At 41.2% G+C, this 15,756-nt stretch carries 9 protein-coding genes and 3 pseudogenes; all 12 read left to right on the forward strand.

What is annotated here, in order from left to right; genetic code table 11:
- The first annotated feature begins 1 nt into the window (after position 1).
- The 12 genes and pseudogenes from queG (at position 2) to U735_RS0103000 (ending at position 15,706) form a co-directional block, all read left to right on the forward strand.
- A complete protein-coding gene (queG, locus tag U735_RS0102945) occupies positions 2-922 on the forward strand; it encodes a tRNA epoxyqueuosine(34) reductase QueG (RefSeq protein ID WP_031442399.1) in 921 nt (306 codons plus the stop codon).
- Between the two features lie 278 nt (positions 923-1,200).
- Positions 1,201-1,314 (forward strand): annotated as a pseudogene (locus U735_RS25890) (tRNA epoxyqueuosine(34) reductase QueG); the annotation flags it as partial.
- Between the two features lie 83 nt (positions 1,315-1,397).
- A pseudogene (locus U735_RS25895) lies at positions 1,398-1,511 on the forward strand (tRNA epoxyqueuosine(34) reductase QueG); the annotation flags it as partial.
- Positions 1,512-1,592: 81 nt separating this feature from the next.
- Positions 1,593-1,706: pseudogene (locus U735_RS25445) on the forward strand (tRNA epoxyqueuosine(34) reductase QueG); the annotation flags it as partial.
- Between the two features lie 209 nt (positions 1,707-1,915).
- A complete protein-coding gene (locus tag U735_RS0102965; RefSeq protein ID WP_031442401.1) occupies positions 1,916-4,210 on the forward strand; it encodes an NADP-dependent malic enzyme in 2,295 nt (764 codons plus the stop codon).
- Between the two features lie 57 nt (positions 4,211-4,267).
- The gene (gene ruvA / locus U735_RS0102970; RefSeq protein WP_031442402.1) at positions 4,268-4,849 is read left to right on the forward strand and encodes a Holliday junction branch migration protein RuvA; all 582 of its coding nucleotides are present in this window, start codon (positions 4,268-4,270) and stop codon (positions 4,847-4,849) included.
- Between the two features lie 5 nt (positions 4,850-4,854).
- Positions 4,855-12,036 (forward strand): T9SS outer membrane translocon Sov/SprA, encoded by a 7,182-nt coding sequence (gene sov, locus U735_RS0102975; RefSeq protein ID WP_031442403.1) that lies wholly within the window; start codon positions 4,855-4,857, stop codon positions 12,034-12,036.
- 235 nt (positions 12,037-12,271) lie between these two features.
- The gene (gene gcvH, locus U735_RS0102980) at positions 12,272-12,652 is read left to right on the forward strand and encodes a glycine cleavage system protein GcvH (RefSeq protein ID WP_031442404.1); all 381 of its coding nucleotides are present in this window, start codon (positions 12,272-12,274) and stop codon (positions 12,650-12,652) included.
- 37 nt (positions 12,653-12,689) lie between these two features.
- On the forward strand, positions 12,690-13,046 hold the full coding sequence (locus U735_RS0102985) for a VanZ family protein (protein ID WP_157730771.1): 357 nt from the start codon (positions 12,690-12,692) through the stop codon (positions 13,044-13,046).
- 242 nt (positions 13,047-13,288) lie between these two features.
- The gene (locus tag U735_RS0102990; protein ID WP_031442406.1) at positions 13,289-13,999 is read left to right on the forward strand and encodes an energy transducer TonB; all 711 of its coding nucleotides are present in this window, start codon (positions 13,289-13,291) and stop codon (positions 13,997-13,999) included.
- Between the two features lie 220 nt (positions 14,000-14,219).
- Positions 14,220-15,119: a heme o synthase gene (cyoE, locus tag U735_RS0102995; protein ID WP_031442407.1), complete on the forward strand. Its 900-nt coding sequence runs from the start codon at positions 14,220-14,222 to the stop codon at positions 15,117-15,119.
- Between the two features lie 5 nt (positions 15,120-15,124).
- Positions 15,125-15,706, forward strand: a complete 582-nt coding sequence (locus tag U735_RS0103000) for a cytochrome c oxidase subunit 3 (RefSeq protein ID WP_031442408.1) — start codon at positions 15,125-15,127, stop codon at positions 15,704-15,706.
- The last annotated feature ends 50 nt before the right edge of the window (positions 15,707-15,756 follow it).

Below are 15,756 nucleotides of genomic sequence, written 5' to 3' on the forward strand. Positions count from 1 at the left end.
TTTGAAGAACATTCATAAACATACCCAGCTTATCAAAGCCGAAGCCAAACGCCTCGGATTTTTGTCTTGTGGTATTTCCAAGGCCGAATTTTTGGAAGAGGAGGCCCCAAGATTGGAAAATTGGCTAAAAAAGAACATGCATGGGGAAATGGGCTATATGGAAAATCATTTCGACAAGCGTTTGGATCCCACTAAATTGGTAGAGGGTTCCAAATCGGTCATTTCCCTTCTGCTTAATTATTTTCCAGGGGAAAGTCAAAAAGAAAACACCTATAAGCTTTCCAAATATGCCTATGGACAAGATTACCATCATGTTATTAAATCCAAACTAAAGGAACTTCAAAATTTTATATCGGAAGAGATTGGGGAGGTGAGCGGTAGGGCTTTTGTGGATTCCGCCCCCGTCTTGGACAAGGCATGGGCCGCAAAGAGCGGATTGGGTTGGATAGGGAAACACAGTAATCTACTGACCCAACAGGTGGGGTCCTTTTATTTTATAGCAGAATTGATCGTGGACTTGGAATTGGAGTATGACCATAGGGTAACCGATCACTGCGGTAACTGCACTGCCTGTATCGACGCCTGTCCTACACAGGCCATAGTAGAGCCCTATGTGGTAGATGGCAGCAAGTGTATTTCTTACCTTACCATCGAATTAAAGAATGAGATCCCTTCGGAATTTCAAGGAAAAATGGATGATTGGATGTTTGGTTGCGATGTTTGTCAGGATGTATGCCCTTGGAACCGTTTCTCCAAATCCCATCGCGAGCCTTTGTTCAATCCCAATCCCGATTTACTATCCATGACAAAAAAGGACTGGGAGGAAATAACGGAAGATGTCTTTAAGAAGGTATTTCAAAAATCGGCCGTAAAGCGCACCAAATTTTCCGGTTTAAAACGGAACATTGAGTTTTTGAAGTAGGGATTAGTTTGGTTGTTTTTTAGACTTATTATGGCTATCGGAACTTATTCCCCTCCTTGGGAGGGGTTAGGGGAGGACGTCTAAAAAAGGATTGGGAGGAAATTACGGAAGATGTCTTTAAGAAGGTATTTCAAAAATCGGCCGTAAAATGCACCAAGTTTTTCGGATTAAAAAGAAATATCGAATTTCTGAAGTAGGGTACAAGTATGATAATCAAAAGTCCAACACCTTAGCCGAAAGAGTTCCCCTCCTTGGGAGGGGTTAGGGGAGGTCGACTAAAAAAGGACTGGGATGAAATTACGGAAGATGTCTTTAAGAAGGTATTTCAAAAGTCGGCCGTAAAGCGCACCAAGTTTTCCGGTTTAAAACGGAACATTGAGTTTTTGAAGTAGGGATTAGTTTGGTTGTTTTTTAGACTTATTATCGTTATCGGAACTTATTCCCCTCCTTGGGAGGGGTTAGGGGAGGTCGACTAAAAAAGGACTGGGAGTAAATAACGGAAGATGTCTTTAAGAAGGTATTTCAAAAATCGGCCGTAAAACGCACCAAGTTTTCCGGATTAAAACGGAACATTGAGTTTTTGAAGTAGGGTACAAGTATGATAATCAAAAGTTCAACACCTGTGCCGAAAGAGTTCCCCTCCTTGGGAGGGGTTAGGAGAGGACGTCTAAAAAAGGACTGGGAGGAAATTACGGAAGATGTCTTTAGGAAGGTATTTCAAAAATCCGCCGTAAAACGCACCAAGTTTTCCGGTTTAAAACGGAACATTGAGTTTTTGAAGTAGGACGTAAGTTTCATATTTTGTTGGATCTATAATCGTTTTTCAAAACTATCCCCTCACTGGTAATGCCTTCCTGGCCTTTTGGCCGGGTTATGGTTGGGAGGATTGTAAATTGAAATATTCTTCCCTGTTTAAAACTATGATAGATTACTTTTTTAAATCCTATTAATTTAAAGAATACTGTTAACTTTGTTTTTCTAATACAACATTATATGAGCAAGCAAAAGACAAGAAGGGAAGCGCTGGTATATCACGCCAAACCACAACCTGGGAAGATAAAAATAGTTCCTACCAAGCCTTATGCTACCCAAAGGGATCTGGGTCTGGCCTATTCGCCCGGTGTGGCCGAGCCCTGTCTTGAGATTGCCAAGAATAAGGATAATGTTTATAAATACACGGCCAAAGGAAATATAGTGGCCGTAATTTCCAATGGAACCGCAGTTTTGGGGTTGGGCGATATTGGTCCCGAGGCTTCTAAGCCGGTGATGGAAGGCAAGTGTCTGCTATTTAAGATTTTTGCCGATATAGACGGAATTGATATTGAATTGGATACCACCGATGTTGAAAAATTTATAGAAACCGTAAAGATAATAGCCCCAACATTTGGAGGTATAAACTTGGAGGATATAAAGGCTCCTGAAGCCTTTGAAATTGAAAGAAGATTAAAAGAGGAATTGGATATTCCGGTAATGCACGACGATCAACACGGAACGGCTATAATATCTGCCGCAGCCCTTTTGAACGCTTTGGTGCTTACCAATAAAAAGATTAGTGATGTCCGTATTGTTATTAGTGGTGCAGGTGCGGCTGCGGTTTCCTGTACACGCTTGTACAAAGCCTTTGGGGCAAGTGATAAAAATATAGTGATGTTGGATAGCAAAGGGGTTATCCGCAGCGACCGCGGTAACTTATCAGCTGAAAAATTGGAGTTTGCCACGGATAGAAAAATAGATACCTTGGAAGAAGCCATGAAAGACGCAGATGTTTTTATTGGTCTTTCTGTAAAAGATATTGTATCTGCGGAAATGTTATTATCCATGGCCAAGGATCCTATAGTTTTTGCCATGGCCAATCCAGATCCGGAAATAGATTATAACCTGGCCATAAAAACCAGAAAGGATATCATCATGGCTACAGGTAGGTCCGACCATCCTAACCAGGTGAACAACGTCTTGGGATTTCCGTTTATTTTTAGAGGGGCTTTGGATGTTAGGGCTACCAAGATAAATGAAGCCATGAAAATGGCTGCCGTGAAGGCTTTGGCCGAACTTACCAAAGAACCCGTTCCGGAACAGGTGAATATTGCCTATGGACAAACAAGGTTGACCTTTGGGCGTGATTATATAATTCCAAAACCTTTTGATCCCAGATTGATTTCTGAGATTCCACCTGCCGTTGCCAAGGCGGCCATGGAAAGTGGAGTGGCCAAAATGCCCATAGATGATTGGGATAAGTATAGGGAGGAATTATTGCAGCGCTCCGGTAACGATAATAAAATAGTTCGTTTGCTCCACGATCGTGCAAGAATGAACCCTAAAAAAATTGTTTACGCGGAGGCTGATCATTTGGACGTGCTAAAAGCGGCCCAAATTGCCTATGAGGAAGGGTTGGCAACGCCAATTTTATTGGGAAATAAGGTGATTATTTCGGAATTGATGAAGGAGCTGGAATTCGATGCCGATATTCTCATAATAGATTCCCATGCCGATGAAACCAATGATAAAAGAAATCATTATGCCGCCAAGTATTTTGAAAATAGACAGCGTAGTGGGGTAAGCCTCTTCGGGGCCCGCGCCAAGATGAAAGAGCGTAATTATTTTGCAGCAATGATGGTATTGGAGGGAGATGCGGATGGTATGATTTCCGGATATTCCAGGGCATACCCTACGGTGGTAAAACCAGTTTTTGAGGTAATAGGAAGGGCTGCCAACGTTAAAAAGGTGTCTACCGTAAACATTATGATTACCGAAAGGGGGCCGTTGTTTTTGGCAGATACTTCTATCAACATAGATCCCAGCGCCGAGGAAATTGCAGAAATTGCAAAAATGACGGCAAATGTGGCTACTACCTTTGGTTTTAGTCCTGTCATGGCCCTATTGTCCTATGCCAATTTTGGATCTTCAACACATCCCCGAGCTACCAAAGTGAAGGAGGCTGTAAAAATATTGCACGCCAACAATCCTGAATTGGTGGTCGATGGGGAAATTCAAATCGACTTTGCGTTGAACAAAGAATTGCACCAGGGTAAATTTCCCTTTTCCAAATTGTCCGGTAAAAAAGTAAATACACTAATTTTTCCAAACTTGGAGTCGGCCAACATTACCTATAAACTACTGAAGGAGCTGAACCAGGCAGATTCCATTGGTCCTATCATGGTAGGGCTAAGACGATCCGTACACATTCTTCAATTGGGGGCCAGTGTAGACGAGATGGTCAATATGACTGCTGTGGCGGTTATCGATGCCCAGGAAAGGGAGAAAAGAAAATTGGCAAAAACACAAAAATAAATAGTTTAAATAATTCTAGTTTCAAGATGGCTTGAAACCCGAAACCAGCAAAGGCTAATGATTACCCATTTAAAAGGAAAACTTGTTGAAAAAAATCCCACCCATATTGTAATCGAATGTGCGGGTGTGGGATATTTTGTAAATATTTCGCTGCACACGTTTTCAAAAATTGGGGATTCGGAAAGCATTCAGCTGTACACCCATCTACAAGTAAAGGAAGATTCACATACTTTGTTCGGTTTCTCCGAAAAGTCCGAAAGGGAGATATTTAGATTGCTTTTGTCCGTATCCGGAATAGGATCCAGTACGGCCAGAACTATGTTGTCCTCCCTGTCTCCAGCTCAGATCAGGGATGCCATAGCCACGGGAGATGTGCCTACTATTCAAGGAATCAAGGGCATCGGTGCCAAAACGGCACAACGGGTAATTTTGGACCTCAAGGACAAGGTTTTAAAAGTCTACGATATTGATGAACTTTCCGCCCCATCAAACAATACAAATAAAGATGAAGCGTTATCTGCATTAGAGGTTCTTGGTTTTGTCCGCAAACAAGCTGAAAAGGTTGTGGATAAAGTAGTTGCCCAAGACCCTGGACTAAGCGTAGAGGACATTATAAAATTTGCGCTTAAAAATTTATAACAAGTTTGAAAAAAGGGGCAAAATTTTATCTTAAATCATCATTTAAGCTTACTATCCTACTGTTTATTTTCTTGGCCGCAACGGGTACTTCCCTAGCGCAGGAAATAGAGGGGGAAGATGCAATTGAGCAGGAAGTAGATTCGGTAAAAACGGGTGTTGCACTGGGAAAATTGAAAATGGAAAACCCGGACAGCATAGTTTCAAAGTATACTTATGACCCCAATCTTGACAGATATATCTATACGGTAAGTGTTGGGGATTTTGATATCAATTACCCCGTTATCCTTACCCCTGAACAATACTTGGAGCTTGTGCGCCGCGAGGGCATGAAGTCCTATTTTAAAGAAAAAATTGATGCTTTTTCTGGCAAAAAAGAGGGTAGTGAGGCAGCTCGTAAAAATTTACTTCCCAATTTCTATGTAAATAATAGTTTTTTTGAAAGTGTCTTTGGAGGCAATACCATTGAGGTGATTCCACAGGGATCTGTGGCGATGGATCTAGGGGTGATATGGCAAAAAAACGATAACCCATCCCTGTCCCCACGTAACAGGACCAATCTTTCCTTCGATTTTGATCAACGGATAAGCTTAAGTATGTTGGGTAAAATAGGGGAGCGACTTCAGGTAACGGCCAATTATGATACCGAGGCTACCTTCGATTTTCAGAATTTGGTCAAGTTGGACTATACACCATCCGAGGATGATATACTTCAAAAGATAGAGGTAGGTAATGTTAGTATGCCTCTTAATAGTTCCTTGATTACAGGGGCACAGAGCCTTTTCGGGGTAAAGACCGAACTTCAATTTGGGAAGACCAGGGTTACGGCCGTATTTTCGGAACAAAGGTCGCAGAGCAATACGGTGGTGGCTCAAGGTGGGGGTACGGTGAACGACTTTGAACTTAGGGCCCAGGATTACGATGCCGATAAACACTTCTTCCTGGCCCATTATTTTAGGGATAATTATGATGCCGCACTTGTTAATTATCCATATATAAGGAGCCAGGTCCAGATTACAAGGTTGGAAGTTTGGATTACCAATAGGAGCCAGCAAACCGTGAATATTAGAAACGTTGTTGCTATTCAGGATTTGGGGGAGATACAACCCGAAAAAACAAGAATAGGGCAAAACAACGGTGATCCCGCTGGATTCTTTAATAGTTCCGCTGCCGGTAATTTACCAAGGAACGCTGCCAATGATTTTGATCCTCTACAAATAGGGTCCGGGGGCGCGCTCACAAGTAATATTCGCGATATAGCTACCGTGCAAACTGGTTTTAATGTTCCCGGTTATACCGTTAACCAAGGGTTTGATTATGCTATTTTGGAGAATGCGAGAAAATTGGAACAGGGCAGGGATTTTACCTTTGACTCCCAATTAGGCTATATATCCCTAAACCAAAGATTGAGCAATGATGAAGTCCTTGGGGTTGCCTTTCAGTACACCTTTAACGGTGAGGTCTATCAGGTGGGAGAGTTTGCCAATGGGGGTGTGGATGCCACAACGGTGTCTCCCGGAGCTGAAATACCGGTAAACAACAATACCTTGATCCTAAAATTGTTAAAGAGCAATATTACCAATGTTGTAGATCCTATATGGGATCTGATGATGAAGAATATATATGCTACTGGCGCCTATCAATTGAGTCAGGAGGATTTTAAGTTGAACATTTTATATGCGGAAACCACTCCAAGAAATTATATTACGCCAGTGGAATCAGGTGTTGGCTCTGGTTGGCCTTCAACCCCCAAGCCCTTGGAGGATAGGATATTACTGGATGTTTTCAATCTAGATAGGTTAAATGCATATAATGATCTTCAAAGCGGAGGGGATGGTTTTTTTGATTATGTGGAAGGTATTACCATAGACTCACAAACCGGAAACATTATATTTACCAAAGTTGAACCTTTTGGTGAATATTTATTTAATCTTCTGGGTGGCGGTACTTATGATGTGGATAATGATCAAGGCTATAATGCCAATCAAAAGAAGTACGTTTTTAGGAATATGTATTCGCTTCCTACGGCGGCGGCCCAACAAGATGCGGATAAAAACAGATTTATTCTAAAGGGAACCTATAAATCCCAGGGGACCAATGGAATTCCAATTGGGGCATTCAATGTTCCTCAGGGATCGGTAAGGGTTACTGCCGGAGGTAGGCAGTTACAGGAAGGTATAGACTATACCGTGAATTATCAGTCCGGCACGGTGCAGATTTTGGATCCAAGTTTGGAGGCTTCCAATACCCCCATCAATATTTCAGTGGAGAACAATGCGGTCTTTGGACAGCAGACCAGGCGTTTTACCGGTGTTAATGTGGAGCATCAATTCAATAAAAATTTTGTGCTGGGAGGTACTTTATTGAACTTGAACGAAAAACCGTTGACCCAGAAATCCAATTATGGCATAGAGCCTGTAAACAATACAATATTTGGCCTGAACAGTAATTTTTCCACTGAGGTTCCATTTTTGACAAGGTTGGTCAATAAATTGCCAAATATAGATACGGATGTCCCATCCAACTTGTCGGTTCGCGGGGAAGTGGCCTTTTTAAGTCCAAGTTCTCCCAAGAATGCAGATTTTGAAGGGGAAACCACAACCTACTTGGACGATTTTGAAGGGGCACAATCGCTGATCGATATCCGTTCCTTTCTTGGGTGGTCCATGGCTAGTCCGCCAGTGGAATTTGCAACCACGGTCAACAGTGTGGAGTCTGGATATGGCAGGGCAAAAATGGCCTGGTATACGGTAGATCCTATTTTTTATTCCAATCAGCGTCCTACTGCATTGAGTGATGATGATATTTCTACAAACGAGACTAGAAGAATCTATATACAGGATGTCTTTAATCAGGATGTCGCCCAGGGGCAGACTTTGGCCCAAAATACTTTGGACATAGCCTATTACCCCGGTATGAAAGGTCCCTATAATGCAAACCCAAATTTTACAACGGAACAACCACAGGATAAATGGGCAGGGATAATGCGGTCATTGAGCAGTACCAATTTTGAGCAGTCCAACGTGGAATATGTACAATTTTGGGTATTGGATCCCTATGTGGATGGTATTGCAACAAGTGCCGGGGATTTGGTGATCAACCTTGGTAATATTTCCGAGGATATTCTGCCCGATGGTAGGAAACAATATGAAAATGGGCTACCTGTAAATCCCTTATCGAACGATCTTACCTATAAAACAAATTGGGGTAAGGTTCCTGCAACCCAATCCTTAATATATGCCTTTGATGCAGATGAGAATAACAGAGGCTTACAGGATATTGGTTTTGATGGTCTAACCGACGCCGAGGAGGCTACCTATACTTTTGAAGGTGGAATAACCTATAATGGCCCTGCGGAAGATCCCGCATTGGATAATTACGAGTACTTCCTTAACAGGGAAGGTAGTATTTTGGAGCGATATTTAAATTACAACAACCCGGATGGTAACTCGCCCGTGCAATTGACTAATTCTGATAGGGGCTCCACTACTTTGCCCGATGTGGAGGATATAGATAGGGACGGAACTATGAATACGGTAAATAGTTATTACGAGTACCGTATTAATATTAAACCGGGGACTACTATCAATGACAAATATGTAACGGATATCAAGGAAGGGGTTACCAGGTCTTTGCCCAATGGCAATACCCTGAACGAACGTTGGATACAGTATAAGATACCTTTGTCCGATTTTACGGATGCGGTTGGCGGCATAAGCGATTTTAGGTCTATTAGCTTTATGCGGATGTACCTAACAGGATTTTCAAGTGATGTGGTATTGCGTTTTGCTACCTTGGACCTAGTGCGTGGAGATTGGCGTACATATGCCAAATCTTTGCAACCGGATGTGGACTCGGATGCATCGGATGATGGTACTTTGGTAGATGTTAATGCCGTGAACATAGAGGAAAATGCTGCACGAACCCCAATACCTTATGTTTTGCCCCCAGGTGTAGCACGTGAAAGGCTTAATAACAACAATACTATTATTAGGCAGAACGAGCAATCCTTATCATTTATGGTGGAGAACTTGGAGCCTCAGGATTCCAGAGGGGTCTTTAAAAATTTGGATATCGATGTAAGGCAATATAAACGTTTAAAAATGTTTATGCACGCCGAAGAGATTGTGGAATCGGATTATGCCAACGACGAAACACCTTTGGTAGGTTTTATTAGGATAGGTTCGGATTTTACCCAGAACTTTTATCAAATAGAATTGCCCTTACAATTAACTCCCCATGGAGCAAGTTCGGACAGTGAAATTTGGCCGGATGTAAATGAGCTGGATCTTTCTTTGGATGACCTATCCAAGGTGAAATCTACCGGAATTGCAGCCCAAACCCTTAGCACCATTAATTATTATGAAATAGACAATGGTGAGGTGATCCAGGTAAATGAATTTGATCCCAGAACATTGGGTAAAATACGTATTGGTATTCGCGGAAATCCTTCCTTGGGTGGTATTCGTAGCATGATGGTAGGGGTTAAGAACGATGATAATCTTCCTGCTAGGGGAGAGATCTGGTTTAACGAGCTACGCCTATCGGGATTGGATAATAATGGGGGATGGGCCGCTATTGCTGCCATGGATATGAATATGGCAGATTTCGCCAATGTGTCCGCCACCGGTAGCAAAAGTACTTCCGGGTTTGGGGCCATAGACCAAATGCCCAATGAGCGGGCACGTGAGGATGCCATTTCCTATGATGTGGTCACCAATGTGAATATTGGTCAATTGTTCCCAAAAAACTGGGGCTTGCAATTGCCTTTTAATTATGGTATTTCCGAGCAGTTGATTACCCCTGAATTTGATCCTGTCTATGATGATCTAAAACTGGAAGATCGCATCGCGGCTGCTGAAACGCCGGAAGACGCCGAGGCAATCAGACAACAAGGGGAAGATTATACCAAAAGGACCAGTATAAATTTTATTGGGGTAAGAAAGGATAGGGGCGAGGAAGCCGAGGCCAATTTTTACGATATTGAGAATTTTACCTTTAATTATTCCTATAACGAGGTGAACCATAGGGATTTTGAGATCGATGAGCTGAGGGATCAGAATGTGGTTACAGGTTTTGTTTATAACCATAATTTTAAACCTCTTCCCGTAGAACCGTTTGCCAAGAAGGATTCCTTGTTTACCGGAAAATATTGGAAATGGTTGAAAGATCTAAATCTGAATGTTTTGCCTGCCAGTGTTTCACTTCAATCCAATATCAACAGATCTTTTAATCAACAAAAGTTCAGGGATGTTTTTGAGCCAGGGGTAGAAAAGTTGGACCTGCCTTTTCTGCAACAAAGAAATTATCTTTTCAATTGGCAGTATGCCATCAACTATAGCCTAACAAAATCCTTGCGTTTAAATCTTACCGCTTCCAACAATAATATTGTAAGGAACTATTTTACGGAAGATGGTAATCCGAATTCGGAAATTGATCAGGCCCTGGGATTGTGGGATGGCTTCTTCGATCTTGGGGAGCCTAATAGGCATTCCCAGGAAATGCAATTGAATTATGAATTGCCTTTTAACAAAATTCCTGCTTTCGATTTTATAAATGCCCAGTACACCTATACCAGTAATTTTGACTGGCAAAGGGGAGGGGATGCTTTGAACGAAGTGGCCGGAGAGGATATAAACACAGTACAGAATGCCAGTACGCATAATTTAACGGCATCCCTGACCATGCAGAAGTTCTATGATTTCCTCGGTTTGGGTAGGAAAGATACCAAGGGAGCTGCGGCAAAACCAGCTCGTCTGGATAAAGCAGGCAACCCTGCATCCAATGATGACAGTAAAGACGTTAAAAAAGGGAGCGGTACAGGGTACAATGCTTTTATAGATGTGCTTACCATGGTAAAACGTGTAAATGTCACCTATAGTCAGAACAATGGTAAGGTATTGCCAGGTTATACCAGGTCTGTAGGTTTTATTGGCACTGCAAAACCTACCATAGGATTTGTTTTTGGTAGTCAGGCCGATGTTAGATATGAGGCGGCCAGAAACGGATGGTTGACCACTTTCCCGGAATTCAACCAACAATATATTCAGAATACCAATAAGCAGTTAAATATAACGGCAACGGCACAGCCCACTAGGGATTTGACTATAGACCTTGTGGCCGACAGACAAATGTCCGAAAGTTATCAGGAGACTTTTAACGTAGAGGATTTGGGGAATGACGCATTTGAATATGTAAATCTTTTAGGGAACAACTACGGTAATTTTAGTATTTCTACCTTAATGATCGGTACTGTTTTTGATAAGAGTGATGAATTTAGTTCGGATAGTTTTCAAACCTTCAAAGAAAATAGGATTACGATAGCCAACAGGATTGTTACAGAAAGAAACCATGATACCGGTGAGGTGGATGACGATGGTTTTCCGGAAAGATACGGTAAGACCAGTCAAGATGTTTTGCTGCCCGCTTTTTTTGCCGCTTATACTGGCAAGGACCCCAATAAGGTTAGTTTGGATGCTTTTAGAAGTATCCCTATTCCCAATTGGAATATTAAATATACCGGATTAATGCGCAATCCTTGGTTTAAAAAGAAATTTAAACGTTTTTCCCTTAGCCATGGATATAGAGCGGCATATAGTATAAATTCGTTTCAGACCAATTTAACACGTACACAGTTGATCAATGAGGGTATGGAGCCAATAAACTCGGAAACCCAGGATTTTTTACCGGTCAATATAATGAACAACGTGGTGCTTACGGATCAGTTCAATCCATTGATGAGGGTAGATTTTGAAATGCAGAATTCCCTTAGCGTACTTGCGGAGATTAGAACGGATAGGGCATTGTCCCTGAGCTTTGACAATAGCTTAATGACGGAGATCAATGGCAAGGAATATACGGTAGGTCTAGGGTATCGATTCAAGGATGTAAAATTTGTGACCAATATAGGCGGGGAACAGCAACGCTTAAAAGGGGATCTAAATCTTAAAGCCGACGTAACCCTTAGGGATAATATCACCATTATAAGAAACTTGGACATAGATAACAATCAAATTACTTCTGGACAAAATTTAATGTCCGTGAAATTTGTTGCCGATTATGCCTTGAGCAAAAGTCTGAACGCCCTGTTTTTTTATGATCATTCGTTTTCAAAATTTGCGGTGTCCACGGCTTTCCCCCAAACTTCTATAAATACCGGATTTACCTTGAGGTATAATTTTGGTAATTAGTGCTAAATTAATGCTTAAATGACTTCTCAACTGCGCTCGAAGTGATGATGGATTGACTGCTAGCGGAGTCGAGACCTTAATTCAAGGGCAAAACGTCCTTAACAAGACACTGGCACAGACAGGGAGGAATTGGCAGTAAGGGAATTGAATTTCCAATTGGGCCAAAAAAGTTTAAATGAGTTTTTTGATTAACAGGAGATATTCTTTTACATTTGTTGCCTTAACAAATTGGATAATGAATATACCTGCAGATTTAAAGTACACAAAAGACCATGAATGGGTCAGAATAGAGGGCGATACTGCTATAATTGGGATTACTGATTTTGCCCAAGGGGAACTAGGGGATATCGTTTATGTGGAAGTGGAGACCCTGGATGAAACCTTGGGCAAAGATGAGGTTTTTGGGACGGTTGAAGCCGTTAAGACAGTTTCCGATCTTTTTCTGCCCTTAAGTGGGGAAATTATAGCTTTTAATGAATCTCTTGAAGACGAACCTGAAAAGGTAAATACCGATCCTTATGGTGAGGGATGGATCATTAAGGTGAAAATTAGCGATTCTTCCGAAGTGGAGGGCTTGCTCGGGGATGCCGAGTACAAAGAACTTGTAGGTGCATAAGAAATATTTTTTTACAATCTTGTTTATAAGCTGGGTGGTGTTCATAACAACGCTCAGCTTATTTTCTTTTGAGGATGACGGTCTACCATCTGTAGATATTCCACATTTGGACAAACTGGTTCATTTTACTTTTTATTTTGTATTTACGGCTTTGGGTTGTTTGTCCTTTAGGGAAATGGATCGCAGAAATACTCCGTTAAAGAAAGTGATAGTGAAAATAATTTTCTATGCCGTTATTTATGGTATAATTATTGAAGTGTTACAAGGAGTGGCCACAAGAGATAGAGAACCCGATTTGCTGGATGTTTTGGCGAATAGTTTGGGGGCATTGTTCGGGAGTTTTGCGGTAAAATACATTTTCTCTGGAAAAACTCCTTTAAAGTGGATGAAATAGTATTTTTTTTGAGTAATTTGGGGTGTAATCCAAACGGAGTTGTGCAACCTTCTGGTTCTTAGTCTAATGGACATTTGGGATGCAGGTTCTGCGAATTGGTCTCGATCAGAGCCTTTGGTTACGGATAAAGGGATGTATTGGAATCCAATTGCCTGTTTGAATTTATTTGTATTTTTTTTAACAAAAAGTTTTAAACAGATAAAATAAATATATAAATTAGCGAACATTAAAAATTAAGAATTATGGAACTTAAAAAGAATCCTAAAGCAGATTTAACTAGAAATAGCGGGCTTTATTTCGTTATTGGTCTTGTTCTGGTTATGGCATTGACGTATATAGCTTTTGAATGGAAGACCTATGACGACGAGAACAATTTTGATTACACCATGAATGTGGAGGATACTTTGGACGAAGAAGTTCCAATGACCGAGCAAATTAAGACACCACCACCACCACCGCCACCAGCAGCACCTGAAATTATTGAAGTTGTTGAAGATGAGGAGGAAGTGGAAGAGACAGTTATTGAATCTACAGAGACCAGTCAAGAGGAAGAAGTTATAGAAGTGGCCGATGTTGAGGTCGAAGAAGTAGAAGAAGATTTAGATATACCTTTCGCGGTTATCGAGGATGTTCCTATTTTTCCAGGCTGTGAAAATGAGCCAAAAAACAAATTGAGGGATTGCTTTAACTCTATGATGCAGAAGCACATTGGGAAAAACTTCCGATATCCAGAAATTGCCCAGGAAATGGGGGTTCAAGGTAGGGTTAACGTAATGTTTGTTATCCAAAAAGACGGAAGCATCGGGAACGTAAGGATGAGAGGTCCGGATAAGAACTTGGAGGAGGAAGCTGCAAGGATTATCAGCAAATTGCCTAAAATGACTCCAGGGAAGCAAAGGGGTAGAGCAGTTCGCGTACCGTTTAGTATTCCAATTACTTTCAAACTGCAATAGTTTAAGTCCAAAATATATTTAAAATCCCGAGCCGAGGCTCGGGATTTTTTGGTTTTAAAAAGATTTATTTAAGAATTCATCGGTCAAAAAAAGGAAGAGTCTGTGCACTATATGCGTTTGAAGTCTAGGGCTCCTTTTTGGTTGATTCAATTAAACATGTTTATTTGGTTGCAAAAAATCCTTATGCGGTGTATCTTTGCGGTCCATTTAAAAAATGTAAATGAAAACGGCGGTCGGTTCGGTGAAAAATGCCTCTTTAGCGGTATATTTTGCTGACTTTAAAGAAATTACCAAAGCAAGACTTGCTGTAAGTGTAGTCTTTTCTTCCATTGCAGGATATTTTCTGGGTGCTGTTGAAATAAATTTCTCCTCGGTACTGCTTTTGGCTTTTGGAGGCTATTGTATGGTGGGGGCGTCCAATGCATATAATCAAATTATAGAAAAAGACCTGGATGCTCTAATGAGTCGCACCAAGAACAGACCTATACCTGCAGGTAGGATGTCTGTTAATACAGCCATGGCCATTGCTGTTCTGATGACTATTTTGGGAATCGTGGCCTTGTATTTTCTCAACCCCAAGACGGCCATGTTTGGCGCCATCTCCATTTTCTTGTACACAAGTGTCTATACGCCTTTAAAGACTAAAACGCCCTTAGCGGTCTTTGTAGGTGCTTTTCCTGGTGCTATTCCCTTTATGTTGGGGTGGGTAGCCGCTACCGATAATTTTGGAATTGAGCCAGGTACATTATTTATGATACAGTTTTTTTGGCAATTTCCACACTTCTGGGCTTTAGGTTGGATGCTGGACGAGGATTATAAGAAAGGTGGTTTTAAAATGCTTCCTACAGGTAAAAAGGATAAGGGTACCGCTTTACAGATAATTATGTACACCATTTGGATGATGATTATTTCTGTGATTCCCGTATTTGGCTTTACAGGAAGGCTTCAATTGTCAATTGTGGCGGCTATTATCGTTTTTTTAATGGGTACGGTAATGCTGTTCTTTGCTTTTAGGTTATATGAAAAAAGGGACAATGCTTCCGCAAGGAAATTAATGTTGGCCAGTGTAAGTTATATAACACTGATGCAAGTGGTATATGTAATGGATAAATTTATTTAATAAGGATGGACTTAACACAGGGTACGGGAAAGGAAAAGAACGCAAGGGCGAAGAAAATGATGCTCTGGTTCGGGATTGTGAGCTTGCTCATGGGATTTGCTGGTTGGACCAGCGCCTATATAGTAAGTAGTTCCCGGGAAGATTGGATCAAGGACCTAGCTTTGCCATCATCGTTTTTTGCGAGTACCATAGTTATAATTATAAGTAGTATTACTTATATTATGGCTAAGAAGGCCATAAGGCAGGATAGGATCAAACAGTGTACAACTTGGTTATTGGTAACACTGGCCCTAGGGATTACATTTGTAATATTGCAGTTCAACGGATTTTCACAGATGGTGGCCAATGGGTACTATTTTACGGGGCCTACGAGCAATATTAAAATGTCCTATGTTTTTTTAATAGCGGCAGTACATATTGTGCACGTTGTTGCCGGTATTATTTCCCTTTTGGTGGTTATTGCCAATCACTTGCGAAATAAATATTCCTCAGAGGAAATGTTAGGTTTGGAATTGGGTGCTACATTTTGGCATTTTTTGGATATTCTTTGGGTTTATTTAATTCTTTTCATGTATTTCGTGAACTAAAGAGGGGGCTAATTCTTTGGTAATTAGAAGGTATTCCAGATGTGCTTATT

The sequence above is a fragment of the Arenibacter algicola genome (assembly GCF_000733925.1).
Classification (GTDB): Bacteria; Bacteroidota; Bacteroidia; order Flavobacteriales; family Flavobacteriaceae; genus Arenibacter; species Arenibacter algicola.